This is a genomic window from Paraplanobispora siamensis (assembly GCF_016863175.1).
GTDB lineage: Bacteria > Actinomycetota > Actinomycetes > Streptosporangiales > Streptosporangiaceae > Planobispora > Planobispora siamensis.
Map to the genome: position 1 here is coordinate 91,028 of NZ_BOOJ01000007.1, position 22,529 is coordinate 113,556.

Sequence of the window (22,529 nt, forward strand, 5' to 3'; positions counted from 1 at the left end):
CCGGACTCAGCGCATCGGCATCGAAGGCGGTGACAGGGGGGCACGAACACCCCGCAGCAGAGCGCGGTGGACGATCCGGATGGCCAGGCGGGTGGGCAGGCCGCTGGCCTCGCCAGCGGTGATGAGATGGGCGCTCACCTGGTGTTCGGGAAGGCCGGACCAGGCCAGCAGGCCGCCGGCGTGGTAGGCCAGGGCCGATAGGGCGCGCTGGCGGCCGTCGGTCAGGGTCGCCAGATGGGCGGCGCCACGGCTCAGGACGGTGGTCAGGTAGGCGGCCGGGGCGCCGTCACAGCGTTCGCGCCGGAGGGTGGGGGAGAGACGAGGCTGGATGGGGGCGGGGGCAGTAACGCGGAGGACTTCGTGGGCCAGCCACTCGGGCAGGCGGCCGGGAGATGCCGGGTCGCCGGAGCGGAGGTGGTAGGTGCCGGTGCTGGTGGTGGCGCCTGGGGCGAGGCCGTAGTTCCAGCCGGCTTTGATGTCGATCTGCCAGCCCAGTTTTCCCAAGGCCTGTCGGAGGTTGGCTGTGGGCGCGCGGTACCACAGGTGCCGGCCGCCGCTGGGAGTGGTCGCCACGACGGGCTGATGTTCGGGGATGGCCGGCCAGGGGTGAACTCCACCGCGCACGCGGGCGAGCAGGGCCAGGGTGTGCAGGCCGGTGCGGATGCGGGCCGGCTCGGCAAGGGCGGGGTCGCCGGTCAGGTCGATGCCGGGCAACAGCCCAGTGGCCGGATCGGCTGGGAGCGGATCGTCATGGGCGTCTAGATCCAGCAGGATCAGTCCGGAAGGGCCGGCGGCCACACCGGGTACGGCATCGGGTTGGCGCTGCCACCAGGTGCTTAGGCGGGCCGGGTCGGTGGTGGCGGCGCGCACGCCGTGGCACCAGCGTCCGGCCGGCAGGCACGGGCAGGTCTCGATGGGATGCGTACTGCCGGGCCGGGCGGTGCTGTGACAGCGCGAGCAGTTGGCCAGGGGGCGTTTGCTGGTCGCCGACAGCGGCACGATGTGCCAGCCCACAGCGGCCAGATACAGGGCCAGCTCCAGCGAGGCGGCCGGTAAGGGGGTAGACATCAGGGTTCTCCCGGATCGATGGATGCGCAGTACGAGGGGCAGCGGGGGATGCCTCCACGTCTGGTCGGCGGCAAGGTGACGGGCCGCACCCGGGCTGAGGGATCGCATGACTCGGCGGTGGCCGATCACCTGCCGCGGTGGATGGGGAGGGAGGCATCCCCCGCTGCCGCGCGGTGTGTGGAATATGAGAAAGCGCGGCGAATCGTTGTCCGGTTGTCCCAATCACACGTTGACCTGCGCAAACGGTGGGACAATGAGTTGTCCTTCTCTTGTCCGCAGACGTCCCTCTCCGCATTGATCTTGGGACAACGGGGACAACTGGGGACAAGCCGTTGTCCCACTGTTCGTGCAGGTCAGATGAGGGTTGGGACAACCGGACAACGATTGCTTCTCTTTTCCAATCTGAAAAAGAGAAGCTGATCTACTGATCTAGGCCGACCGTGTGCTTGATCACGTGGACGAAGCGCTGGGCGCCGCTTTTGCGGCGGCGGATGTCCACCCCGACCTTGCGCAGGGACGGGGCCACCTCGGTCAGCCGGGTACCGAGGGTGCGCACATTGCCGGGCAATTCGCCGACGGGCAGGCCGTGCTCGATGCAGGTGCGCTGCAGACCGACCAGCAGCTGGGCGGTGCTGTCCTCCCACGGCGTGGGACCGGTGAACAGATACAGCGCCCGGGCCAGGGTGTTGCCCTCGATGATGCTCATCCCTAGAGCGGCGATGCGGGCCCGGTAGGTGGCCAGGGTGCTCCAGCCGGTCACGGTATCCAGGGCGGCCAGCACGCGGGCGAAGTCGGCCATCCGCGGCAGGTCGCTCACCTCCACGGCCGGCAGCGCAGCCAGCACGCCGGACACCAGATCCAAGACCGCGCCCAACGCCTCCGGCAGCACCTGCTCGCGTACGGCCCGCACGTGGGTTTCGGGCAAGCGCACATCCAGTACCTCGGGCTCGACCAGCAGCATGCGATCGACCAGGTCACCGGCCAGCGGGGCCTTGAATCCGATGGTGGTCATCGCGATCACCCGCTGGAAGGCGAAGACGGTGATGTCTTCATCGGAGTGCAGTACCCGTTGCAGGACGGCATCGCCGGTCACTCCCTTGCACAACGAGTTGGACAGCCAGTCGGGAATGTCGGTGACGTTGTCGAAGGAGAACGCCCAAGAAGCGCGGGCGAAGATGGCCCATTCGCGCTGGCTGGCCGGGGGTTCGCGATCAGCGGCCGGCTGCGGGTCGATCAACAGCAGCAGGCAGCGGATCAGGTTGGATTTGGCGGTGCCCTGCTCGCCCTGGATGAGCAGGATCGGGTGCGGGATGTCGATCAGATAGGCGGCCACCACCCAGGCGATGGCCAGGCGCCAGTCCTCCTCCGACAGGTTGATCAAGGCGCGCAGGCCGTCCAGGCTTCCGCCGCGGGCCGGAGTGACCAAGGGGTGGGTCAGTTCCGAGCGGCGGAAGATGACCGGCGCGGTGGGTTCGGTGCGCCAGCCGCCGGGCGTGATGACGATTGCCTCGCCGGTCTCGGTGCCCATGTCCACCACCACGCTGTCTTCATGGCGGGCCATGCGTAAGAACACCGGTTCGGGATCGAGTTCGCCGGCCTCGCCGGCCAGCACGTTGAGCGCATCGGACAGCTCGGCGCCGGAGGCTACCTCGCCGGTGCGGCGAAACAGGGAGGTGGCCAGCTTGGCGCGCAATCCGGAGCCGCCCTTGGCGGCCAGCGGTACGGCCAGGGCCGGACCGAGCCGGGGGACGGCGTAGCTGCGGCCGTCATCGGCGCGGATCAGGCGGTAGGTGTCTTCGGCCATCTGCACCAGTACCTGGGCCAGTTTGGTCTTGCCCGACCCGGTGGCCGCATCCGGGCCATCGGGGTCGGGAATGGGGCTGCCGTCGGTGAAGCGGTCGGGGTCGTCTCCTGCCGGGTTGTGATCAGATGCCTCCACGTGCGAGCCTTTCGAAGTAGTGCATGAACGTCGCCGAAAAGGCCCCGGGCAGGGGGCCTTTTCGCATTTCTCGGGGCGATGCGGGGACTAGAAGGGCGGTTCGTCCCCGCCCCAGCCGCTGCCGGAGGAATCGGACTGCGGGCCCGGCGGCGGGGCGGCTGCGGCGGCCCACGGGTCGCTCCCGCTGACGGCGGGATGCGGAGCCTGCTCCCGGGTGGTCTTGGTGACGCGGGCGGTGGCGAACTTCAGCGATGGGCCGAGCTCGTCGACGTCGATTTCGTAGGCGGTGCGTTTGCTGCCGTCCTTGGCTTCGTAATCACGCTGTCTGAGCCGGCCGGTGACGATGACGCGCATGCCCTTGGCCAGGCTGTTGGTGGCATGCTCGGCCATCTGCCGCCAGGCGTTGCAGCGCAGGAACAGGGTGTCGCCGTCTTTCCACTGGTTGCTTTGCTGATCGAAGAGGCGGCGGGAGGCGGCCACGGTGAACGAGGCGACCGCCGTGCCGCTGGTGGTGAAACGCAGGTCGGGGTCGGCGGTCAGGTTGCCGACGATGGTGATGGAAGTGTCGCCGGAGGACATGGCAGGGCTCCTTCATTCGGGGACGGCGAGTGCGGGATGAGGGATCAGTCGTCGCGGGCGAAGCGGCGCAGTTCGCGGCCGGTACCGCCGCAGGCATCGCAGGCGCGGAAGGCGTCGGTGAAGAACCAGCCGCGGTGTTTGCCGGATCCGCGGCAGCGTCGGCAGGCCTTATAGGGATGCAGGCGCAGAGAGATGGCATAACCGGCGCCGTACAGCGCGGCCAGGCTGATCAGAACCAGCCAGCCGGGCAGCGCGCCGGCGGTCTCCTGCGGCGGCTCGGACAGGAGCGCAAAGGTCAGGGGGAGCATGGCCGGAGTCCTTTCGCAGCGCATGGCACAGCGCCCGGGCGGCGGTGATCGAGTGCCGTCCGGGTGGGAGAGTGATTACGGAAGGTGAGGGCTGAACTGTCCGGCCGGGAACTGTCCTGCTGTCCTGCCGGGTCCCCTATAGGACGGCGGCAGGACAGTTCGTCCGGACAGTTGGCCAGGACAGTTGCCGGCCTCGACGGTTACGGTTCGTAGCCTTCGGAGGCGTCGTCGCCGGGGGCGTACTCACGGAGGTAATAGCGGGCCGCCCGGCCCGCACCGAGCGCCGTGATGCTGCCGTGGTCACGCAGGATGGCCAGCCAGCCGGCCACCACCGAGCGGGAGCGGCCCACCGCGGCGACCAGCTCATCACGCCGAGCCCCAGCCGGGCCGCGCTGAGCCAGCAGGCGCAGGATGGGCCGGGCGATGTGCTCAGGTACGGGAATGGCGCGGTTGACAGCCGGATCATTGGCGTCGGCGTGCTCCACGGCGTGCTTGGCAGCGATCAACTCATTGAGGCTGGTGGGCTGAGCAGGTGGGGCCGGCATGTCGGTCAGACGGGCTTCGATCTCAGCGACCATGTCCTGGGCCAGCCGGTCGATGGCGGTCGAATCGGCGGGATTGATGCCCCAGTCGGTGCCGTCAGATCTGGTGGCGCACCCACCCCCGATGCCCTTCCCGCCAGACGGCACCGCGGATGCGGGGACAGAACGGTGATGACGCTCGCCGTACCCGGGAAGCATCGCGGCGATGGCCGACTCCAGGCAGGCGACCGGCGCGCCGCGTCGGCCGGCCAGGGCTTCGACCGCATCCAGATCTGACAGATCGCGCACCCGGCCGGCCCGCCACAGGCTGTTGCCGTCGACCACCAGGGCCACTCCGTGCACGCCGCGGGCATAGGTCTCCATGTTCGGCATGCCGGCCAGCTCCCAGCCGGGGATGACGTTGTTCATCTCGCTGGCCCGGTTGACCCGCAGCACGATCTTGTTGTCGGCGTTGGCGTGCGGGTCCTTGGTGCCGGTGTATTGGATCACCCCGCGCTGGGAGGCGGTGGCCAGCACCACTCCGGCCGAGCGACCGCGCCGGTAGATCTTCTCCACCAGCGCCTTGGCCTGGGTGCCGATGGGTGAGTTGTAGCCGGTGACCTCATCCAGCTCGTCGATCAGGATCAGGAGTACCGGCGCGCTCGGTGAGGGCTTATGGTTGCGCCCGCCGGAGGCCCGGGAGCGCTCGGTGATGACGACACCGGCCCAAGCCAAGATCTGCAGCGCCTTGTCGTACTCGCCGATGCCGGCGTGGGCATCGAGCACCTGTCCCCAGATCGCACCCAGCGTGCCCTTGGCCACGTCGATCCCCATCACCAGCACGTCGCACCGGTCGCTGGCTTGTTCGATGAGGTTGTTGTACAGCGTGGTCTTGCCGCTGCCGGTGGGTGCCACCAGAAAGGTGTGGTGCCCGCCGGCCTTGTCGAAGACGCTCAGGGCCAGATCGTCGCCGCTGTCGGGGTCGAGCCCGAGCACCAGCGGCCCGTCCATGATCGAGCGGCGCGCTGCGTCGGCCGATGCCGTGCCGCTCAGCGCCGGGTGGGTCACCTCGCCCTGCCACGGGTCGATCAGCTGCACCGCGATGACGATGATGCCGGCGTGCTTGGCATCGGCGCTGATGCGCACTCGCTCGGTCGGCAGAGCCAGGTGGGCGGCCAGGTCTTCGGCCAGGCCGCTACCGGGCCGGGCCAGCTGGCTGGCACGTTTGCCGGTGGCGCGGATGTCGATGCGAAAGCACTGGCCCAGCCGGGTGTCGTCAGCTGAGATCAACTTGGAGTCTTCCAGGCCCACTGCAGTGGCCAGGGCATCCCACCGCAACTGTCGGGCCTGCCAGGCGCGACGCTCGCGCAGTACGTCCGACCAGGTGAAAGCCGACCAGGCCAGGGCGGCGGTGCTGGTGTAGCCGACCAACGTGGGCAGATTGAAGGCTCCCCAGTGGGCGGCAAAGGCCAGCCAACCTGGTACGGCGGCCACGGTGGCGGTCAGCGTGGCCGAGTACTTCACCGATCGGTGTGCCTTGTAGGTGCCCACCCAAGTCGACAGCGCCAACGGCGGCGCCAAGGCGCCGACCAGCAAAGGCTCTGGCCCCAGGGCATGCATCACCTCCCCGGCCGGATACAGGGCGGCGAGCCCTGAGGCCAGGCCGCGGGTCTCGGGCGCACGGGCCACCCACCGGCCATAGCCGCGCACCCCTGCCGCCAGTACGCGGCCGGCGCTCAAACGGTCGCGGTAGGCGCCTGCCGGATACGGCAAGCCGTCGCCATAGCGGCTGGGAGCACCGCCTGCCCAACCGCGTCGGCCGGACCCGCCCGTCCGGCGGGGACTGCGACGGGTACCGAAACGCTCGCCTCGTGCCATGAGCAGATCACCTCCTTCGAACCGGTGGGTGGCTCCGGTGAGCAGGCAGAGCTTCCTGCTCGCCGGAGCCATGCGGGTGGGCAGCGACGGGAAACGACGCTCAACCAGGTGGGGCTGACGATGCGGGACCGGGACGCCGGGTGACGATCTGCCGATAGCCGGGACCGTCCTTCCAAGCGAAGAAACCATGGCGCCGGCCGTCCTCTCCCGACAGGGAGAATCCCCAGCGGGAGTTTTCGATCAGACGGCCGCGCCATTCGGCCACGTGATCACCGGTGGTGGGATGGACGGGACTGAACTCCCGCCGGATGATCAGATGATCGCCGATGGTGACGTCGTCCCAACCGAGCGCAGAGGACGTTCGGACGGGCGCGGGCGTGCTCATGGCCGGCATCCCTGCGCGTCAGGCGGCGTCTTGGCCGGTGATGGCCAGACCACGGGCGGCGACCTCGCGGGCCTCTTCGAACTCCTCCTCGAAGCGGGTGGCCGCAGTCACCGCGCCGGCCGCGGCCTCTTCCAGGCCGGTGGCGACCGCGGTCAGCGGGTCGGTGACATTGGCAGGCAGCCCGAGGGCGGCCACGCCTTCGGCCCAGGTGCCGATCTCGCCGGCCAGGGTGCGCAGGCACTCGGCCATGGTGATGCAGTCAGTCAGGAACTCGGCGTCGGTGGTGGGCGGCTCGATGTTGATCAGCAGCTTGGACATGGTGACGGTTCCTCCAGAAAGAGCGGGACGGCGGACGGAGTGAGGCGGATGCGCCGGGACAGGATTCGGCTGGATGTCGGCAGGAGGGGACGCTTCGCCTGATCCAGGCGATGGAACGGCCGGAGCTGTGCCCTCGGCCGGGGGAGTGGCTGGCTGCAGGGCCGTCGGCTCCCCGGCCGAGGGTGCCGTTGGTGCAGCGGTGGAGTCGTCCCGATCAGCCTGACCAGGCTGGGGAGAACCTCCGGAGGCGGTGTCTCGGCCGTCGGGATGAGAGCGTCGGTGGCGGCCGATCAGGGGGATGGGAGTGTGTCCGCCTGCCAGGCGCCGATCCCAGCGCTTCCGCATCCGGCGTTCGGTGCGCCGGTAGATGCGGCGGGCCAGGGTGCTGGTGATGCGGCGGGTGGCCCGGGTGCCGCGGGCGAACAGACGGCCGCTCCAGGCGCCGGCCCGGCCGGAATGGTGGATCAGCGCCTGGCTGGGAGTACGCCAGCCGGTCGCCTGATAGCCCGAGCGGATGGCGTTGGCACCGGCGCGGCGGCCGGTCTTGGTCGCCAGGATCGCCAGCACGATGATCAGGGTGAGGGGATCAATCATGGCCACCGCCCGGGTCGAGGTCTGCACCGGCGTCATGGGCGGGCCGGTCGGCCAGAGTGAGGAGGGCGTTGATGACCACCAGGACGGCCAGCGTGCCGGCGGCCACCGCGCCGAACCACCACGACCAGCCCCACAGGTAGTGGACGGTGATGGTGATGGCGGTGATGATCAGATAATCGCTCCAGTGCGGACGCTGAGCCCACAGCGCCCGACCGAAGGCCGCCAAGCGCCGACGGGTCGGCGCAGGGACGGGGCCCAGGGCCAGGCCGGCGGTGACCGAGTCGGCCACGTCCGGGATGTTGTTGCCCAGATCGCCGACCCACTTGCTGATCTGGCCGTTGAAGATCAGGCCGTCCAGCAGCAGGACGAACAGGCCGCAGACGAAGAACTCATACATCTTCAGCTGGCGGGATTTGAAGCCGACGAACACCGCGCCGGCCAGGGCGGCAAAGATGATCCATTTGCCCGCTTCCATCGCGTTCTCCTTTTGCACAGCGGGAGCAAGGGGGTCACATGGGCCACGGGGCCGCAGTGTCGTGATCGGGGACGGCCTTGAGATCGACGATCCGCAGCTCGTTGCCGGGCCGCAGCGCCGCACGCATCACGTGCTTGTACAAGGCCGGGCTCTTGCCCGGTCCGCTCAGCGCGCCGGACGGGTAAGGGCTGGCCGACGAATCCTCAGCGGCGGGAGTCGGCGGGTAGGGATGGCGACGACGGCGGCCGGGGTCAGCGCAGTGATCGGTCATGGGGTCACCTCGGACGGTCAGGCAGGGGCAGGAGTGCATCCCGCGCCGATGGCGATGTGATCGGCACAGACGGGGACGGGGAAGGTCAGGCTGGCCGAGCTGTGTCAGCGGTGGCGGCACGCTTTTCACGCCGGAGTACGGTCTTGGCGTTGGAAGCGGTGACGCGCACGCCGCGAGCGGCCAGCCATGCGGTGATCTGCGCCGGAGTGGTGTCCAGGCCCAGGGCGTCGATGGCCAGGCGGATGCGCTCGGAGTCGTGGGTGACCGCGGTCAGGTCGGTTACGACCCCGTCGGGGTCAGCAGCCGAGCCGGGCGGGGTCACCTGCTGCGCGCCTGGGTCGGTGCGGTCCGGCTCCCGAGACGAGGTGACCCTGCTCGACGGGGTCAGGGCAGGGTCAGTCGGAGCGCGGTGACCCCATGCGGGAGCCTCGGCGGGGTCACCAGGGCCGGTCACCGCACCTGGTCTGGGCTCAGAAAGATCGGGTGCAGACAGCGGAGTGACTTCTGGCTGCGGGACGGCGAACAGAACTTTCGGGTCCGGATCCAGGACGCCCGGGCCGCGCCAGAGTGCGGCCCAGGATTGCAGCACCGCGCTGGCCTGTTCCGCCTCGGCGGTGCGGGTCGACGGCTGGGTTAGTGCGGTCAGGGCTGCAGCCCAGGGCGCCGGAACACTGGTGGTGACCAGCTGGCCGGCGTGGGCCAGCGCGCCGAGCTGGGCCAGCAGGTCGTGCTGCCGGTCCGGATCGGTGGCCAGGTGCGCGTGCTCGATCGCGGCCATCATCGCGCTGCGCAGCCGACGGGCGGCCCAGGCTCTGCGCCCCGGCCAGCGCGAGTCGGCGACCAAGGCGGCCTGGTGGGCGGCGCGGGCCAGCGCGGTCACCCGATGCTGAGCGGCGATCTCCGAGACCTGCCGATCGGCCGGGTCGGCCAGGCCCAGCCGGATCAGCAGGCGCCGGCGGGTGAAACGCCAGTAGATGCGCTCGTGCTCGCGAGGGCGGCTGGCGTGCTTGCGCCGCTCGCCGGCCAGGCCGCGTTCCCACAGCCAGGCCGCCACGAACGGGGTGGCCAACCGGAGCACGTCCACGGCGAAGCTCCCGGCGGCCAGCGCCGACAACACCGCCGACAGGCTGGTCAGCACCCATACGGCGGCGCCGTCGACGCCGGCGGTGCCGTGCTCGCGGATGTTCTGCCGGGCGCGCACGGCCGAGGTCAGCACGGCCAGCTCCAGGAAGCCGAAGAACACCACCCGCAGCACCGTGGGCAGCTGGGGCAGCTTTTCGTCGAAGAACGCCCACATGCCCGAGGCGGCCACGCCGGTGGCCACCAGGGCGGCCAGCACGGTCAGCCGGTCGGCAGGGGGGCCGGTTTTGCGCAACCCACGCCCGGCGGCCCAGAACAGGACGCCCAGGACTATCAGGGCGATCAACGCCAGTACCGCGACCAGCCAGGGCTGCGCTCTGGCCAGGTTGAGCAGTTCCTCGCGAGGCACGAGGAATCACCTCCAACAGCAGGCACCGCCGGACACGACCATGGCGTGGGTGGTGTCCGGCGGCGCCGAAGATGCGATGCGGGTCAACCGGCGGTCGAGGCGGTGGCGCGGGTGGCCCGGGTCAGGGCGTACGCGCGAGTGGCGGCGGTGGGCACGCCGGAGATGATCCATCCGTAGCGCTGGTAAGCCTGCGGTTCCTGGGCGGCGATGGCGTACAGCATCGCCAGCATGCACGCGCGGCCGTCCAACCCGGCATCGTCCAGCAGCCGCTGGCCGGCCCGATCAGCGACGTACTCGCTGCGCCGCTGCAGGGCGAGTACGCCCAGCCCCGCGCTCACCCATGTGAGCGCGGCGATCACCACGGCAAGGGCGGCACCCCACACCAGAGCGATGAGCAGGGCAGCGGCGGAGAGACCGGTGACCCGCCCCAGCCATTGCTGGAGGCGGGTCGGCTTCTGCTCGTGGCAGACGAGGGCGTGAGCCAGGGCGCCGGCGGCGGCGTGCCCCGTGGGGGAGTCGAGCTCGCCGTACAGCACGCCCTCGGCGATGGTGATGATCGGGATGGGACTGTCGTCGCCGGTCCGCTCAGTGGTGACCATGGTGTCGAGCTCGCTGTCGATCACGAGCATGACCGCGGGCACCCCGGCCGTACGGGCCAGGTGTGATGCCAGGGCCGACAGTTCGGTCACGGCGGCGGCCAGATGACCGTTCACGGGCATGCCGAGCAGATCCGGCCTGCCGTGGCCGGAGTGATCGGGGTGATCGGGGTGGGACGGCGGCTGTGGGAAGGGGACGGTGCTCATGGTGGCGGGTCTCCTGTGGTGAGGGAGCGAGGGGAGGCACGATCGCCGGAAAGTCGGCGTGTGCATGAGGAAGGGGAACCGGGGTCAGCGGCCGTCGCGGCAGCGCGAGCATCCCGGATGGACGCATCGGTTGGCCGGGCAGAGCGCCCAGGCCGCGGCGACGGTGTCGAAGCTGAGACCGGAGAAGGTGGCAGCGGCGATGAGACGGCGGGTGCGCGCCCAGACCAGTACGTCGGCCAGGTGCACCCGCACGGTGAGTGTCAGGGAAGTCATGTCATCCGCCCGGAGCGGGAAGGCAGTCAGGCCGCGGGGCTCGCTGCCCTGCGGCGGCGGGTGGCCGCCAGCCGGCACCCCTGGCTGCAGTAGCGGCCGGCCGCGGCCAGGACGGGGCCGCGGCAGTGGCGGCATCGATGCGGCAGCCGGGTGACCTTGCGGCGTTCCTGCTCGGTCAGCCCGCCCCATATCCCGTGGCGCTCCATGCGCTGCAGGGCGTCGGTCAGGCACTCGAAGCGGACCGGGCAGGAAGCGCACACCGACTTGGCTTCAGCGGTGGATGCCTCATCCCAGCGCTCGGGGAAGAAGATCTCGGGATCGGCTTCGGCGCAGTGCGCGAGGTTCTGCCAGGCGTTCATCGGGTCACCTCCGTGGCCGTGGCGGGGTGGTCGGTGGGTACGGACTGACGTACGTGCACATTCAGCAGGCGCCGGGTGAAGGCCGCAGCCGGGCCGGGCGGAGCCGATCCCAGGGATTCGGCCCGCTCTTCCCGGCGGATGCCGACGGCCATCATCACGATGGCGCCGATGACGATCACCGGGGTCAGCAGGCCGATGGCCAGCACGGTCTGCCAGGCACCGGCCAGCTGGACCGCCAGGAACGTGAGAGGACCGGGCAACACCAGCCCGGCGACGCGCAGGATGGTACGCATGGCGCACTCTCCGATTCGTGAGGGAGACGGAAGCGCCCGATAGGCCGGGCGCGACCAGATGGGGGAGGGCCCGCAGGAGGCGAGCCCCGGAAACGCGCTAGAACAGGGCGTCAGTGCCGGCCGATTGCCGGATGGTTTGTTCGCGGTCGCGGCGCCGTGTGCGGAGCAGGCCGTCATGGCATGGCGGGCACAGCGCCATCAACTGATCACCGGGCAACGTGGCCGCCTTTGTGTCGGACACGTTGGTGGACGGGGCGAGATGCAGCGGCCGGCCCGGGCGCTGTTCACGCCGGCAGGTGCCACCGTCCTTACGGTGGGGATTGCCGCACTCTCCCCGGCATTCGCACCGGCCGCCGGCTCGCTCGGCGGCCACCACGGTCCACAGAGCGGCACCGGCCAGCGGCGCCGGGACAGGATCGTTCATCGGCCCTGTCCATCGATCTGATCGGGGTCGTTCTCTGCTCGGGCCCACGCGGCCAGATCCTCCGCATGCCGAGCGCAACCGGAGGTGTGGCCGCGTTCGGCCTCATCGGGATGGTCGGCTCCGGGGCCGTAGTCGTGGATCAGCTGGCCGCAGTGCCGATCCGAGCAGCACCAAGTGAACGACTGCTCGCCGAACACGTTGTCGGCCAGGTAGACGAAAGCGGCCTGGCCCGTGGTGTGGTCCGCTCCATCGGGCAGCCGCAGCATGGTGCCGATCCGTGCCCAGGGGTGCCCGGTTTCGCGTGCTCGCCGCGCGTACCTGCGAGCCTCGCTTTTGATCAGGGCGTCCAAGTACTTGATCGTCCACAGGCCGGGCAGCGGATCGGCCACCTGCTGCCGGGTGGCGGCGCCCGGGAACACCGGCTGCCAGGTGACGGCTCGGCTGCCGTAGGCGTCGATCACCAGATGAGCCACAGCGGTCTGGATGTGGTTACGCGCCTCCTTCCATGCCCGATCCGTCGGAGCCGGGATCATGCGTTCACCCCCGTCGGGGTACGGCGCGCGCCGCGGTCTGCGGCCGGTGCGGAGGCGGCCATGTCGCTCCCGCACTCGGCGCAGACCCGTCGGTTATCCGGCGACTGCCGGGCGATGAGGTGATCCATCAGGATCTGCGCGGCCTTGGCGTCGGCCAGTACCCGGGTGGCGGTGTCGTGGTCGCCGGGCAGCTGCCCGTGACGCTCCAGTTCCCAGTGCAGGAAGGTCAGCGGCGCTGCCTGGTGACAGCGCTCGGCGGCGATGGTGGCGCGGGCCGCGGTCAGCAAGGCCAGGTATTCGCTGCGGATCAGGCCTTCACGGATCCGGCTCCCCTGGAGCTCGGCCACCAGCTCTGTGACGATGCCGGCCAGTTCGCCGGCGTCGTCGATCAAATAGGCGGCCTGCGCGTGGGTGCGCAGGGCATCGATGCATCGGCGGGACATCATGACGGCCCGCTCATCCGTAGCACGCTGCGCCACTCGTTCAGCGTCTCCTCCAACGTGGTGACGATGGACTGCAGTGCCTCGGCCTGCGCCAGCTGGGCGCAGATGGCGGCGAGGCGGAGCTGGGCACTGAAGGCGGTGGTGTCGTCGCCGGTGGCGCCGTGCGGGTCATAGCCGGACAGCACCTCGTCGAGCTGCAGCTGTGCTTCCTGCAGGTAGGTGAGGGCGGGGACGGTGGACGATGAGGATGACGAGTGGTCGACGGACATGGGAGTGCTCCTTTCGGTAGGCGGGCATGACGAAGCGCCCGGCCGGACCGGGAGGTCCGACCGGGCGCTGACGAGACGTTCCGGGAGTCAGGCGGCCATGCGATGCAGTGGAGGCGGGGCTGGCGGCTCGGGTTTGCTGAAGGTACGGCGGGCGCGGCGTCCGGCCGCATCCCGGCACGCCACGGACAGGCTCGACAGCCATTCGGCGGGAGTCAGGTCCAAGACGATCCGTTGCCCGCTGCCGGGACAGCGGGAGACGCCGTCGGCGGCGCGGTGAGGCCACAGCAGGTTCCGGCGGAGGATCCGCCAGGCGCCGCAGTCGGTGCAGACGGCCATGGGCCGCTCATCCAGGTGCAGGCTCAGCAGGTTCGGCGCCATCGTGCTGGCCAGGAGGACCGGCCGTTCGTTGTGCCGCATGGTGTTCTCCTCGCGCAAGATCAGAGGGCTTGCGTTCTCCGCCCTTCACGCGCCGACCGCCATGTACACGGTTCGGAGCGCGAGGGACGGGCAGCGCAAGCGCTGCGCGTGTTGCCAGCCGTACCGGATCGTGGCCGCGGGACCTCGTGGTTCGTCACCTGGGCCGGTGATCTGGCTGGCAGATCCGCTATGCAGTTGGCAAGTGGCGGTGACTTCGTCGAGTCGCCGGGCCTGCCGGCTTTGACCCGGTCCGCGTCCGGATCGCGGGCCGGATCAGCGCCTTCAGGACCAGTGCCGGATCATGCCGCTTTCGGCTTCTCCAGCCGGTCGGCCGCCCGCAGCATCTGGGTGGCCAGTGCTCGCAGCTCATCGGCGGTCCCGTGGATGGTGGTCCGGAAGATCCGGACCCCGCCCCGTCGCTGCTCGGAGGCGAACTCGATGCCGTGGATGTGCCGGACCGGCACGTAGACACCGGGAAACCAGGCTTGCGAGCGAGGGGCGGGTGTTGAGGTCTTCATCTCTGACTCCCATCTCCTGGCTGACTTGGCTAGTCAGATCTATTGCGCTCATCTTGGACATCCTGGCTAGTCATGTCAAGACGCAATGCCGAAAATCTAGCTAGCCTGGCTAGCCACCTATAGGGTGTGGCCATGAGCGACGACGCTGACTACCTCGGCCAGCTTGACCCTGATGATCCTCGGACGCCGTCGCGGCAGATTGCGAACAAGCTGCGAGCCGCCATCCTCACCGGGAAGCTGCAGCCCGGTGACAAGCTGCCCTCGCAGAGCGAGCTGGCCGGGCGATACGGCGTAGCGCGCGAAACCGTGAAGGCCGCCCTGCGCTTCCTGACCTCGGATCATCTGATCGTCACCCGGCAGGGGAGCGGGGTGTTTGTCCGGGCTCAGACACAGCAGCCCGTGGGGTTGCGCCCGCACGTCGAGACGGGCTTCGACCGCTCGCACGCCTCGCTTGATTTCGCCGGCTTCTCCGGTGAGACCCTCCGTAACACGATCATGGAAGTGCTCGACAAGATCAGGGCGGGAAGGCTCACTCCGGAGTCGCTGAAAATCCGGATCATGATGTACGACACGACGGCGCCCATGCTCCTGCCACGCCGGGTCGGCACCGACTCCACCGAGCCGCTGATCCAGAAGCGGGCGAACCGGATAACGCGCCGGGCCGTCGAAGGAATCATGGACGCGGTGCAGGAGCTGGCCGATCTGAAGCTGGTGAAGACCGCGAGCGTCGACGTCCGCACCCACAACCTCGCACCGTCGTTCAAGCTCTACATCCTCAACCGCGAGGAAGTGTTCTACGGCTTCTACCCGATCGTCGAACACGCGATCACGTTGGACGGGGAATCCGTGACCCTTCACGACCTGATGGGCAAAGACGCCACGCTCTTCCACTTCTCCATCAGAGACGGCGAGACTTCCGATGGACCGCAGTTCGTACAGCAGGCACAAGCGTGGTTCGACTCCGTATGGGGGACCGTGGCCCGCGAGTATGTGCCATGACCGCTGATGTCGCAGCATTGGTCGGCGGCAGTTCGGTGTTTCTCTTCGACTTCGACGGACCCGTGTGCAATCTCTTCGCGGGCCATCCGGCGTCAAGAGTCGCCGATACGGTTCGCGCTGCTCTCGCCCACCGCGGAGTCCAGCCGCCTGATGCCCTCAGGGACGCGCCCAACCCTCTTCGCCTGCTCGCATGGACCGGTGAGCATCGGGCTGATCTCCTGCCCGAGGTGGAGGACGTCTTGATAGCCGAAGAGGTCAGGGCGGCCGAGAAGGCGACCCCTACGGCCCATGCACACGAGGCCATCGAGCTGGCCTGCCGTACGGGGAGAGGTGTGGGGGTCGTCAGCAATAATTCGGAAGCGGCCGTCTCGCGATATCTCCGTATGCATGATCTGGCCCGATACGTGGCGGTTCTCTCGTGCCGGGTCTACGGGCACCCGGAGCTCATGAAGCCCAGCCCGGAACCGATCCTGAAGGCCGTTTCCGAGCTCGGGAGCAAACCGAGCTCGTGTTTGTTCATCGGCGATGCTGTGACCGATATGGAAGCAGGAGCCCGAGCGGGGACGACAACCATCGGGTACGCGAAATATCCCGATCGGATTCCAGGTCTCGAAGGCGCCGGTGCCGGCTGCGTCGTCGACAGCCTGAGGCCTGTTCTGGATGCCCTCGACTCCGACGGCGCCCTCCGGTGATGGGAGACCCTGTGGAAGCTCTACGCGTTCCGAGTGTTCCGTCGGACGTCGTGCAATCCGTGGCCAGCCGTTGGCCGGCTCTCGAAGCCTCGTGGCGACAGAGCGTCGAAGCCGAACTGGTGGAGCTGTGCCGGCGATATGAGGCGGATCCGATCGCGGTCCTGCCGGCCCGGTACGGCTTCGTCGTCGAGGTGGCGACCGTCAACGGCCCCCTGGTCATGCGAGCAAGCCCCGACCCGAACGGGTCCTTCCAGTCGGCTGTCGCAATGCGACTGGCGGAAATCGGCGCCGGCCCCAGGGTTCACGAGGTGACTCAGACCGAGTCGGGCACGTGGACCGTCATGGACCGCATAGAGCCCGGCACCCCGCTCTACGCCCTTCCCGTCAACGAAGACCTCTCCCTGCCGCTGGCCGCGATGCTGCGGCCACTCGTGGACCAGCTCGCCCCTGCGCCGGACATGCCGTCGATCAGCCAATGGCTACGGCACCGCTTGGAGCAGGGGGACGGCTTGCAGGACTTGGCTCCCGGGCGCTCGCCGGCCCATCATGACCAGCGGCAAGAGGCGCTTGCCGTACTCGATGACCTCAGTGCCGACGACCTTTCCGGCCTCTGCCACGGCGACGCCTCCACCGGGAACCTTCTGCTGGCAGCCAATGACCGCATGCTGATGATCGATCCTCGCGGCATGCGCGGCGAGGCCGCCTATGACGTAGCCGTCGTCGCGCTCAAGGCCACCCGATGGTTGCCGGCGGTGGACACCGTGGCGATCCTGGCGGACATGGTGGGAGTCGACCGGGAGCGAGTCCAGGCCTGGGTCACCGTTGCCGATGCCGCCCGGGTGTAGCCGTCCAGCAGGGCGGGCTGTGCTCTGGGGGATGCCCCCACTATAGGCCAACCGCGGTCATCGACAGCTAGAGCGTCAAGGGCGCCGACACTGCGGGCGCCGACAGCTGCGGCTATGACGCCCATAAGAAGGGCAATGGTCGTAAGCGGTTCGTGGCCACCGACATCTTCTGCCTGCTGCTGGCAGTGATGATCCGTCCGGCCAGCGTGCAAGATCGCGCTGGAGCCACCAGTCTGTTGGGGTTGTATCTGTCAGGTGCCTGCTGGGTGGTCTTCGCCGATCAGGGCTTTGCCGGGCGGTGGTGCTGTGGGCACGTCAGGTGCTGGGCATCGTCATGCACATCGTTGCCAAGCCCGCCACCCAGCGCGGCTTTCGGGTGCATCCCAAGCGGTGGGTGGTGGGGTGGGCGCTGGCGTGGTTGATGCTGTATCGGCGGTTGGTGCGTGATGATGAGCGTCGGCCACCGATGAGCGAGGGATGATCCGGTGGGCGGGGATCAGCATGCTGCTACGGCGGATCACCCGCGGACGTCCTGCTCTACGGCCCGGATCACGGCTGCTGGAATGGGCCCGATGAAGCAAGCCATTACCTCTCAAACACCTTCTGAGTCGGCCTGGTTGCGACCAGACGAATGGGACGTGACCGGACAACCTCGATGGGAGAACAACAAGTATCCCTTCGGAAACTGAGTATTTACCCGTATTGGTCGCGCCTCTACTATTACGGAAGATAGGCCGGCCTGCACTGTCGCCGGGCCCTGCGAATGGGTGGTCGATCACTGCTTACGGTAATGATGTAATTAGACGCGAAGGAAAGGTATGACGGAAACAGACATGCAGCACGTCACTATAGTTGCCTGGTACGGAGAGAAACCCACCATTTTGGGTAATTACATCAAAACCGTACAAGATTTGATGCGGCAGTCGGTGGGGCCCATTTTTGAGCCTCGCGTACAAGAGGAGGTTCATGCGACGATCGTCGGCTTAGAGCGATCAACCAACTCGGCCTCGCTGGGCAGCCTTCTTCGGATGATTCACATGCTCAGATCCGAGTTCCACGGTGGGGTGCCCATACAGTTTGGCGGTTACAACAAATCACTCGACACATTCACGAGTCGAGGGCTGCGTCTGTATGACCGCACTCTTTGGCTTCAGGGAGAGCAGTGCGTGACAATCGGATGGCCTGTCACGAACGATCTCCCGACGATGCTCTTGGATGCGTTGCGCAGAGAATGTGGAAGATATGGATTTCCGCACAAGTATCACCAGACGTCAGATGCGACAGATCCGGACGCTTATATGGTAATTGGAGACGTAAAGACTGCCAGCATTATAGAGGGCGGAGAAGTTATGGAGCGCCTTACGTGCGCGCGCGAGTTGGTCTCACGTGAAGGCGTAAAGATAGTTCTTCGAGCAGCCGATATATTCCTCGTTCATTATAAGGATACCTCACTACCGCTATCGACTTCCAGGGCGAGCTCGATAGTCGATTTTAAAGATGAAGCAACGCTTCGTCATTTCCTGCGAGAGAGCTCGTGAGTATTCGCGCTTGCTTCGAGGCTCAGCGAACACTCACGAGTACCCTCCTAAGATTTGATGTAGCCACCTAGTGCTGCGCACAACTCGTGAACCACGCTTATGACGACTATCGAAATGATGTCGCGCGTGCTCGATACCCACCCCGTAGTGATAAGAGCGAGAACGCCGACATGGCTGATCGATCTCCATGTGCGCTGCTTCAGCGTGGGTACCTGCACAATGATCGTCCTAGACCTCGACACATCTCTAACGGGTGTTACCTTGTTCATCCATCTCACCTCCCAACGCCTACTAGGAATGTTGTCAGGAGGCTGTTCGGCGGGTAAGGCCAGCAGGAGGAGAGCGAACGGGGGGATAGGCTCATGATCCATATCCACGCTGACCTGCGAGTATTTTGATCACCAGCGGATTACCCCCTGTTGCAGGTCGCAGACCGGGGGTATTCTGCTGCCGTGTCTCCTCTCTCCGCTAGGGACCGCGCCGACCTGAACAGGCGTTTCAGAGATGCGATTAGGATCGATCGCGATCTGTTGTGCCAAGGGAACAAGGAGACGAGAAAGCATCTCTCTCAGGACGAGAACGCATCGTACGGTATTTATGCTGGAGGCTGGCTGAGCTGGCCGCACCTGGCAGACATGATCTATTCACGATTGCATGGCCTGGACTTCGATCTTGCGTGGGAGCGTAAGACCGTCCTCAACGTCCTAAAGACCGGTGACAAGGCTCTGCCGCGGGACCCATACCAGCGCCAGGTCTTCCTTGAAGCAGTCCAAACAGTGATGAACCACTGCTTCGACATTGAAGCCGAGAAGAGGCGGCTTCGCGCATCTCCACATAGATACGTCAGCCTTTTTCTGGGGACGCCGCCTACCGAGACGCACTTTCAACCTTTCGGATTTGATCCGGCGTCTGTCGGTTTTTTCCGCATAATCGATTGGAACTTCTCTCGTCGGCTCGATCAGCAGCATAATATTGGGCCGATCACGGTCGTTTCCTCCATGCAGCAGGACTGGGTAGACCCGGCGGCTCTGCAAGTTTACCTGGAGGAGGAGTCTGCAAAGCCTGGCAGTCCATGTCCGACACTTGTTGCCTATGACGAGGACACTCGGGAATCGGCGAACCAGCAGCTCTGTCTCAGCGTCGCCAGGAGCCAGTATTATGAACATGTGGCAATCCGCCGCTACCTGCGAGACCATCCCGAGGATTATCATGCCATCGTAGCCCGCATCTTGCGCAGTGACCAAGAAGGCGGTTTGAGCAAGTTGATTCGAGGCGCGCCCAACTCGAACATAGTCGTGAACGTAACAGTCCAGAGTCGCAACGGTCGGATAATGATGATCCGGAGGCCTCAGGGCGCACGGGTTTGGCCGCATTTCTATCAGGTCGGTGTCCACGAGACGATGAACTGGAGGGAGCCCGGGCGGCCGTTCGAAAATTGCTATGATCTGGCAGTTCGAGCCTTGGTGGAGGAGGTGAATCTTACCGAGCCAGATTTATATGGAGACAACATCGTTTTCTCCTGGTTCGGTCTCTATGCTGTTGAGGTGTCGGCATACTTTTTCGCTCATGTGAAGACGAAGCTGGAGGAGGGGGAGCTCGTCGAACGTGCGCAAAGAGCCCACAGCGCCTACGAAATCGAAGAAATCGACTGGTATGACTTGAGCCGGGACACCGTCAAGATGGTTCTGTCTACCTGGCAGGATGGTCCTTGGAACTCTAGCGTCGACGATCGAGGGCGTAGATATCTTCCCCACGCCACTATGTCTCTCACGCAGCTATACCGAGTTTCACGCCAGGGCATGCTTTAGTCGAATGGTCATAGGGCTTACGTATCACGGGAAGCAGCCGTCAGCCAAGTAATCAGCGCCACTCATCAATCCGAAGCCCAGCAGGCCGAGCAGGAGCACGGCCGCAAGAGTCAGTGCACGAGCGCGTTTGCCGAATATCCAAGCTATCACGGCGATGGTGCCGGATCGCCGCAAAGCGATCTCTGATGCTTGTGTCACTCAGGACAAGGGGCGGGAGGGCTCCTGCCGGAAATTATTTTGTTAGAGCAAAGTGGCTCACGCGCACATGGGAATAAGCTGCCGCGCAGCGACGTGGAGGGGCGCCAGCGGTTGTCCTTCTGCCCACGGGGCGAGCCGTAGAGCGAGGTCTATCTAACTCGGAACACATCGTCCGGACGGTTCACCGCCACCTTTATGAGGACGTCTTCTCTGTCTCTGATTACTTATTGCAGTGCGGTAGCACGGTGAGTGCCTTCGGGCCTATGGACTGGGCGGCCCTCTCTATGAGAAGCCGATGGTCAGCTCCGATTCGGAGCCGGAGACCAGCGGCGCAGGACGGCGTACCATCGAGGGTCCGCAGTTCGTTCGCCCCGGCGGAGCACACCGCACGGAGAATCGCGTGTCGAAACGAAACAGCTGCCTTGTTAGGGCCGTCATCTCCGCAGCTACGGCAGTCGGCTCCTACATGCTCATTAAAAGCGGGACAGACACTCCCAGCCTGCACATCGCTTTCTTTGTCGGCGGGATCGGCGCAATCGGGTTCTTGTTGGCCGCAGTGTGGGCCGAAGACGACTGAACCGATCGAAGACTGCTAGAAGGCTGGCCTCGTAGCGGTCACCCTGATGCGCCATTGCTGGAGACGCCAATGTCGGGGATGGTCCCCGCATCCGGTCGGGCACGGTGGAGGAAATGGCGTCAGCCCCGCGCCGCGGGGATGGTCCCTACGAGATCCACCACATCGCCCGCGCGCTGATGTCGGCCCCGCACTCGCGGGGACGATCTCAGAAGTTCTCGACGTGGAGGGCTTCTGATGATCCAGAGCATGATGTGCGAGCCATAGGCGGGCCGTGAACCTAAAGAAGCAGGAGAAAACGCAGATCAGAGGATGATCGGGGAGGGGCCTCCGGAGCCGGGAGCGCAAGTTCGAATCTTGCAGGGGGCACCAACCGAAAGGTCAGGCCGGACATCGTCCGACCTGGCCTTTCGCTCGTTTCGGCGCCGATTCGGTCTTGCCGTCTTGCGACGTCGGAAGCCCCCGAATGACGAGCGATGCGGGACAGTCGTGGGACATGATCGTCCTGCTCGGCTTACATCAGAGACCGAAGGAATGCCGGGCCGCCTGGCGCCCTGTTGCATCTGGCCGATCTGTGCTGGCATCATCCCGGACATGATCGAGAGAATCGAGTCCTCCGTCCGCCGGTGAGCGTGACGACCGAGCTTGGATCGCTCGGACCCCAGATCAGTCTGTTCGACTACGCACTGCGCCTGCACCGGAAAGATCCGGATGCGCCCCTGCCCCGTGACGGCGAGCCGTACCCCGACGCGGAAACACACCACCGACGGCGTGGACCGGATGCGCCGGAAGATCACCGGTTTGTCGGCATGGATGTCGCCGCGATCCTGGACGCGCACTTCGCCAAAGCCGAGGCGCCCCCTGGTGAGCTCGCCGACGCGTTCCACGACCTCTACGTTCCGGCCCACCGCAATGAGCACATTGCCGCCGCGGCGCTGCGAGCGGATAAACGACGAGTTCAGCAGACCGGGCGATGGCTGGTACGGCACAGCAGCGATCGGTGCTCTGCGACCGTGGGACTGGCGCTGCTCGCCACCGGCTGGGCGGAAGAGGACATCTCGCTGATCCAGACGATCGGGCTGTTGTCGAACCACTTCGGCCTGTTGGCCGCCAACGCCCTGCAACGCCGCCGTGGCGGCGAGGAGGCGCTGCTGTGGCTTGCCGAGAGAGTCGCCGGCTGGGGACGGGTCTACGTCGTCGAGGCGCTGTGCATGGGCGTCTTCGAGTCACGTTCGTGGTTGCTGCGCAATTCCTGCGACGGCGACTACCTCAACGGCTACTTCGCCGGCAAGGTCGCCACCGCCGCTCACCTGCATGAAGCGATCATCCGGCCTGACGCCGACGATGACCTGGTCGATCACACCGGTCGGCTGCTGAGCACCATGGCCGGCTGCAGCGGCATGGGGATGACTCTGGATCACTACCCGCCGGCACATATCGTCCTGGAGGCGCACGCCGGTCATCTCAGCCGCCAGGCAGCGACCGTGAGCAGGTACACCAATGCCGCAGAGCTCGTCGGCCACCTGGCCCGGCAGTCGCCGGAGCGGCTCGGCTGCACTCCCGAAGAGCGAGATCGCATCCTGCAGCAGTACCTCGATGTGCTCGGCCGGGAGGCCTGGCGTCAGACGGTCCGCGCGGGCCTCGACCGTGACAGCTACTTCTTCACCTGGTTCGCCGAGAACGTGGCAGCACCACTGCACCTGCAGGGCCTCTAGAGA

Annotated in this window: 25 protein-coding genes and 2 pseudogenes; 7 read left to right on the top strand and 20 right to left on the bottom strand. The window is 66.8% G+C overall.

The window, feature by feature from the left end; genetic code table 11:
• Positions 1-6: 6 nt before the first annotated feature.
• The 20 genes and pseudogenes from Psi01_RS02630 to Psi01_RS02725 form a co-directional block, all read right to left on the bottom strand.
• On the bottom strand, positions 7-1,068 hold the full coding sequence (locus Psi01_RS02630; RefSeq protein WP_204062285.1) for a bifunctional DNA primase/polymerase: 1,062 nt from the start codon (positions 1,066-1,068) through the stop codon (positions 7-9).
• Between the two features lie 421 nt (positions 1,069-1,489).
• Positions 1,490-3,007 (bottom strand): AICE element replication initiation protein, encoded by a 1,518-nt coding sequence (locus tag Psi01_RS02635; RefSeq protein ID WP_204062286.1) that lies wholly within the window; start codon positions 3,005-3,007, stop codon positions 1,490-1,492.
• 87 nt (positions 3,008-3,094) lie between these two features.
• Positions 3,095-3,586: a single-stranded DNA-binding protein gene (locus tag Psi01_RS02640; protein WP_204062287.1), complete on the bottom strand. Its 492-nt coding sequence runs from the start codon at positions 3,584-3,586 to the stop codon at positions 3,095-3,097.
• Between the two features lie 44 nt (positions 3,587-3,630).
• Positions 3,631-3,894: a zinc finger-like domain-containing protein gene (locus Psi01_RS02645; RefSeq protein ID WP_204062288.1), complete on the bottom strand. Its 264-nt coding sequence runs from the start codon at positions 3,892-3,894 to the stop codon at positions 3,631-3,633.
• Between the two features lie 200 nt (positions 3,895-4,094).
• Positions 4,095-6,188 (bottom strand): hypothetical protein, encoded by a 2,094-nt coding sequence (locus tag Psi01_RS02650; protein ID WP_204062289.1) that lies wholly within the window; start codon positions 6,186-6,188, stop codon positions 4,095-4,097.
• A 205-nt stretch (positions 6,189-6,393) separates the two neighbouring features.
• Entirely contained in the window at positions 6,394-6,678 is a 285-nt protein-coding gene (locus Psi01_RS02655) for a hypothetical protein (RefSeq protein WP_204062290.1), read from the bottom strand.
• Positions 6,679-6,696: 18 nt separating this feature from the next.
• Positions 6,697-7,626, bottom strand: a complete 930-nt coding sequence (locus Psi01_RS02660) for a hypothetical protein (RefSeq protein ID WP_204062291.1) — start codon at positions 7,624-7,626, stop codon at positions 6,697-6,699.
• On the bottom strand, positions 7,583-8,083 hold the full coding sequence (locus tag Psi01_RS02665) for a hypothetical protein (protein ID WP_204062292.1): 501 nt from the start codon (positions 8,081-8,083) through the stop codon (positions 7,583-7,585). The genes Psi01_RS02660 and Psi01_RS02665 overlap by 44 nt, the downstream gene beginning before the upstream one ends.
• Before the next feature lie 16 nt (positions 8,084-8,099).
• Positions 8,100-8,336 (bottom strand): hypothetical protein, encoded by a 237-nt coding sequence (locus Psi01_RS02670; RefSeq protein ID WP_204062293.1) that lies wholly within the window; start codon positions 8,334-8,336, stop codon positions 8,100-8,102.
• An 85-nt stretch (positions 8,337-8,421) separates the two neighbouring features.
• Complete coding sequence (locus Psi01_RS02675) at positions 8,422-9,825, bottom strand: hypothetical protein (RefSeq protein ID WP_204062294.1); 1,404 nt, start codon at positions 9,823-9,825, stop codon at positions 8,422-8,424.
• Positions 9,826-9,908: 83 nt separating this feature from the next.
• Positions 9,909-10,628 carry a hypothetical protein gene (locus tag Psi01_RS02680; RefSeq protein WP_204062295.1) on the bottom strand — a complete coding sequence of 240 codons (720 nt, stop codon included), beginning with the start codon at positions 10,626-10,628 and terminating at the stop codon, positions 9,909-9,911.
• Between the two features lie 84 nt (positions 10,629-10,712).
• The gene (locus Psi01_RS02685; RefSeq protein ID WP_204062296.1) at positions 10,713-10,901 is read right to left on the bottom strand and encodes a hypothetical protein; all 189 of its coding nucleotides are present in this window, start codon (positions 10,899-10,901) and stop codon (positions 10,713-10,715) included.
• A gap of 146 nt (positions 10,902-11,047) precedes the next feature.
• Positions 11,048-11,260, bottom strand: a pseudogene (locus Psi01_RS44480) (WhiB family transcriptional regulator); the annotation flags it as partial.
• Positions 11,257-11,553, bottom strand: coding sequence for a hypothetical protein (locus Psi01_RS02695; RefSeq protein ID WP_204062298.1), 297 nt, complete (start codon positions 11,551-11,553; stop codon positions 11,257-11,259). The pseudogene Psi01_RS44480 and the gene Psi01_RS02695, both read right to left, overlap by 4 nt.
• Before the next feature lie 97 nt (positions 11,554-11,650).
• Positions 11,651-11,977: a hypothetical protein gene (locus Psi01_RS02700; RefSeq protein ID WP_204062299.1), complete on the bottom strand. Its 327-nt coding sequence runs from the start codon at positions 11,975-11,977 to the stop codon at positions 11,651-11,653.
• Positions 11,974-12,510 (bottom strand): hypothetical protein, encoded by a 537-nt coding sequence (locus Psi01_RS02705; RefSeq protein WP_204062300.1) that lies wholly within the window; start codon positions 12,508-12,510, stop codon positions 11,974-11,976. Before Psi01_RS02705 ends, Psi01_RS02700 begins: the two co-directional genes overlap by 4 nt.
• Positions 12,507-12,989: a hypothetical protein gene (locus Psi01_RS02710; RefSeq protein ID WP_204062301.1), complete on the bottom strand. Its 483-nt coding sequence runs from the start codon at positions 12,987-12,989 to the stop codon at positions 12,507-12,509. The genes Psi01_RS02705 and Psi01_RS02710 overlap by 4 nt, the downstream gene beginning before the upstream one ends.
• Entirely contained in the window at positions 12,953-13,222 is a 270-nt protein-coding gene (locus Psi01_RS02715; protein ID WP_204062302.1) for a hypothetical protein, read from the bottom strand. Before Psi01_RS02715 ends, Psi01_RS02710 begins: the two co-directional genes overlap by 37 nt.
• An 87-nt stretch (positions 13,223-13,309) precedes the next feature.
• Positions 13,310-13,639 (bottom strand): hypothetical protein, encoded by a 330-nt coding sequence (locus Psi01_RS02720; protein WP_204062303.1) that lies wholly within the window; start codon positions 13,637-13,639, stop codon positions 13,310-13,312.
• Positions 13,640-13,938: 299 nt separating this feature from the next.
• Positions 13,939-14,157, bottom strand: coding sequence for a hypothetical protein (locus tag Psi01_RS02725; RefSeq protein ID WP_204062304.1), 219 nt, complete (start codon positions 14,155-14,157; stop codon positions 13,939-13,941).
• Positions 14,158-14,289: 132 nt separating this feature from the next.
• On the opposite strand from Psi01_RS02725, the gene Psi01_RS02730 reads away from it, so the two are divergent.
• The 7 genes and pseudogenes from Psi01_RS02730 (at position 14,290) to Psi01_RS02755 (ending at position 22,526) form a co-directional block, all read left to right on the top strand.
• Complete coding sequence (locus Psi01_RS02730) at positions 14,290-15,156, top strand: winged helix-turn-helix domain-containing protein (protein WP_204062305.1); 867 nt, start codon at positions 14,290-14,292, stop codon at positions 15,154-15,156.
• Positions 15,153-15,848, top strand: coding sequence for an HAD family hydrolase (locus tag Psi01_RS02735; protein WP_204062306.1), 696 nt, complete (start codon positions 15,153-15,155; stop codon positions 15,846-15,848). Before Psi01_RS02730 ends, Psi01_RS02735 begins: the two co-directional genes overlap by 4 nt.
• Before the next feature lie 11 nt (positions 15,849-15,859).
• Positions 15,860-16,693 carry a phosphotransferase gene (locus tag Psi01_RS02740; protein ID WP_204062307.1) on the top strand — a complete coding sequence of 278 codons (834 nt, stop codon included), beginning with the start codon at positions 15,860-15,862 and terminating at the stop codon, positions 16,691-16,693.
• A gap of 110 nt (positions 16,694-16,803) precedes the next feature.
• Positions 16,804-16,980: pseudogene (locus Psi01_RS44485) on the top strand (IS5-like element ISFal3A family transposase); the annotation flags it as partial.
• Between the two features lie 32 nt (positions 16,981-17,012).
• Positions 17,013-17,174, top strand: a complete 162-nt coding sequence (locus Psi01_RS02745; RefSeq protein WP_204062308.1) for a hypothetical protein — start codon at positions 17,013-17,015, stop codon at positions 17,172-17,174.
• A gap of 1,509 nt (positions 17,175-18,683) precedes the next feature.
• Positions 18,684-20,039, top strand: a complete 1,356-nt coding sequence (locus tag Psi01_RS02750; RefSeq protein ID WP_204062309.1) for a hypothetical protein — start codon at positions 18,684-18,686, stop codon at positions 20,037-20,039.
• 1,398 nt (positions 20,040-21,437) lie between these two features.
• Positions 21,438-22,526, top strand: a complete 1,089-nt coding sequence (locus Psi01_RS02755) for a hypothetical protein (RefSeq protein ID WP_204062310.1) — start codon at positions 21,438-21,440, stop codon at positions 22,524-22,526.
• Positions 22,527-22,529 lie beyond the last annotated feature (3 nt).